At 63.7% G+C, this 2415-nt stretch carries 3 protein-coding genes; 2 read left to right on the top strand and 1 reads right to left on the bottom strand.

Annotated features, from left to right (window positions below; translation table 11 throughout):
- Both EOA27_RS32085 and rpoH read left to right on the top strand, forming a co-directional pair.
- Positions 1-1038, top strand: coding sequence for an RluA family pseudouridine synthase (locus tag EOA27_RS32085; RefSeq protein ID WP_127258206.1), 1038 nt, complete (start codon positions 1-3; stop codon positions 1036-1038).
- A gap of 213 nt (positions 1039-1251) precedes the next feature.
- On the top strand, positions 1252-2163 hold the full coding sequence (rpoH, locus tag EOA27_RS32080) for an RNA polymerase sigma factor RpoH (protein WP_126064089.1): 912 nt from the start codon (positions 1252-1254) through the stop codon (positions 2161-2163).
- On the opposite strand, the gene EOA27_RS41675 is transcribed toward rpoH, so the two are convergent.
- On the bottom strand, positions 2118-2415 hold a 298-nt coding region (locus EOA27_RS41675), incomplete at its 5' end, for a hypothetical protein (protein ID WP_210214186.1). The genes rpoH and EOA27_RS41675 overlap by 46 nt on opposite strands.

The raw sequence follows: 2415 nt of genomic DNA, 5'->3' as shown, positions 1-2415 counted from the left end.
ATATTGATAGAGGACGAATCGGCGGACGAGGAATCCGGCGAAGCCGTCGCGCTCGAAGCCGGCGCCGACGCCGCCGGGCAGCGCCTCGACCAGTGGCTCGCCGCCAGGCTCGGGCCGGAGCTTTCGCGCAGCCGCGTGCAGGCGCTGATCAAACAGGGGGCTGTCTCCATCGCCGGCAAGCCGGTGCTGGAAACCAAGCGCAAGCTGATCGCCGGTGAGCGGATCGAGATTCTGGTGCCCGCGCCCGAGCCGGCCGAACCGCAAGGCGAGGACATTCCCCTCGACATCCTCTACGAGGACGACGAGCTGATCGTGATCAACAAGCCGGCGGGGCTGGTCGTGCATCCCGGCGCCGGCAACTGGACCGGCACGCTGGTCAATGCGCTGATCCATCATTGCGGCGACAGCCTGTCCGGCATCGGCGGCGTCAAACGGCCTGGTATCGTCCACCGGTTGGACAAGGAAACCAGCGGCGTCATGGTGGTGGCCAAGACCGACCGGGCGCATAAGGCCCTGTCGGAAGCCTTTGCCGATCACGGCCGCACCGGCGATCTCGAACGCGCCTATCTGGCGCTGGTCTGGGGCATTCCGCAGCGGCCGACCGGCACGATCGACGCCCATCTCGGCCGAGCCGCCGACCGCGTCCGCCGTGCCGTCGTTCCCGAGGGCCGCGACGATGCCCGCCATGCCGTCACTCATTTCAGCGTCGTCGAGCGCTTCGGCGAAGGACAGCAGGCTTTCGCCACCGCGAGCCTCGTCGAATGCCGGCTGGAGACCGGCCGCACCCACCAGATCCGCGTCCACATGGCCCATATCGGCCATCCGGTTGTCGGCGATCCGGACTACGGCCAGGCGTTCCGCACCAAAGCCAACCGGCTGCCGGAACCCTTGAAAACCAAGGTCAAAGCCTTTCCACGGCAGGCCCTGCATGCCTGGCTCCTTGAATTCGAGCACCCGACCACCCATCTAACGATGAGGTTCGAAGCGCCGATACCGGGAGACATGGAGGAACTCGTCGTCGACTTCCGAAAACTTTGAACCGACCCGCCAACAAGCTGCAAACCAGCCATCAAAAAACCTGACCGGCGTTGTTCACTTCAACGTGACAGACTGTTTAGCGTTGAACAAATGCCTGTCTTTTCTGGTTTTGTTCCTATATACAGAAGTTGTCGCGGATGAGCCTTTGGCATCCGTGACGTGTGCCCGCCGCGTTTCGGGGGCATCCACTCCAAAGAGAGAGGGGGCGCTATCATGGCCCAATCATTACCCAGTATTGTTTCCGGTGAAGGCGGTCTCGCCCGTTACCTGGAAGAAATCCGCCGCTTTCCGATGCTTCAGCCGCAGGAAGAGTACATGCTCGCGAAACGCTACGCCGAGCATCAGGACACCACGGCTGCGCACAAGCTCGTCACCAGCCATTTGCGGCTCGTCGCCAAGATTGCCATGGGCTATCGCGGCTACGGCCTGCCGATCGGCGAGGTGATCTCGGAAGGCAATGTCGGCCTCATGCAGGCCGTTAAGAAATTCGAACCGGAGCGTGGTTTCCGGCTCGCCACCTATGCCATGTGGTGGATCAAGGCCTCGATCCAGGAATACATCCTGCGCTCGTGGAGCCTGGTCAAGATGGGCACCACCGCCAACCAGAAGCGTCTGTTCTTCAACCTGCGCAAGGTGAAGGGCAAGATCCAGGCGCTCGATGATGGCGACCTGAAGCCCGACCAGATTGCCGAGATCGCCACCCGCCTCAACGTTTCCGAGGCGGAAGTGGTGTCGATGAACCGCCGCCTGTCGGGCGACGCTTCGCTCAACGCCCCGATCCGGGCGAGCGAGGGCGAGTCTGGCGAATGGCAGGACTGGCTGGTCGACGACCACGAAAGCCAGGAAGAGATGCTGATCGAGCAGGACGAGCTGGAAAGCCGGCGCGCCATGCTGTCGGGCGCTCTGTCGGTGCTCAACGACCGCGAGCGGCGCATCTTCGAGGCGCGCCGCCTTGCCGAAGAGCCGCTGACCCTGGAAGAGCTCTCGGCCGAGTTCGACATCAGCCGCGAGCGCGTGCGCCAGATCGAGGTGCGCGCCTTCGAGAAGGTGCAGGACGCGGTCAAGGCCGCCGCCAAGCGTCAGATGCAGGCGCTGCGCACCATCGAGGCGCAGCCGGCGGCGTAAAGCCACCGCACATACAGCAACAACAAAACGGCGGCGCCAGAATCTGGCGCTGCCTTTTTTTGTTTGGCGAAGCGGCGAAACCAGCCCTTTCTCCCCGTCACTATACGGGGAGAAATGTCCGGCAGGACAATGAGGGGCAGCGCCGAGGCTGCGAGGTTTGTTCCAACAATCGGATCGGGAGGCGGCGCGGTCCCTTCGAATGCCGCGCCGCCCCTCATCCGCCCTTCGGGCACCTTCTCCCCGTGAACGGGG

It is taken from the genome of Mesorhizobium sp. M2A.F.Ca.ET.037.01.1.1, from assembly GCF_003998075.1.
GTDB lineage: Bacteria > Pseudomonadota > Alphaproteobacteria > Rhizobiales > Rhizobiaceae > Mesorhizobium.
The sequence above is the reverse complement of the archived record's forward strand: the minus strand, read 5'-3'. Positions and strand labels throughout refer to the sequence as shown.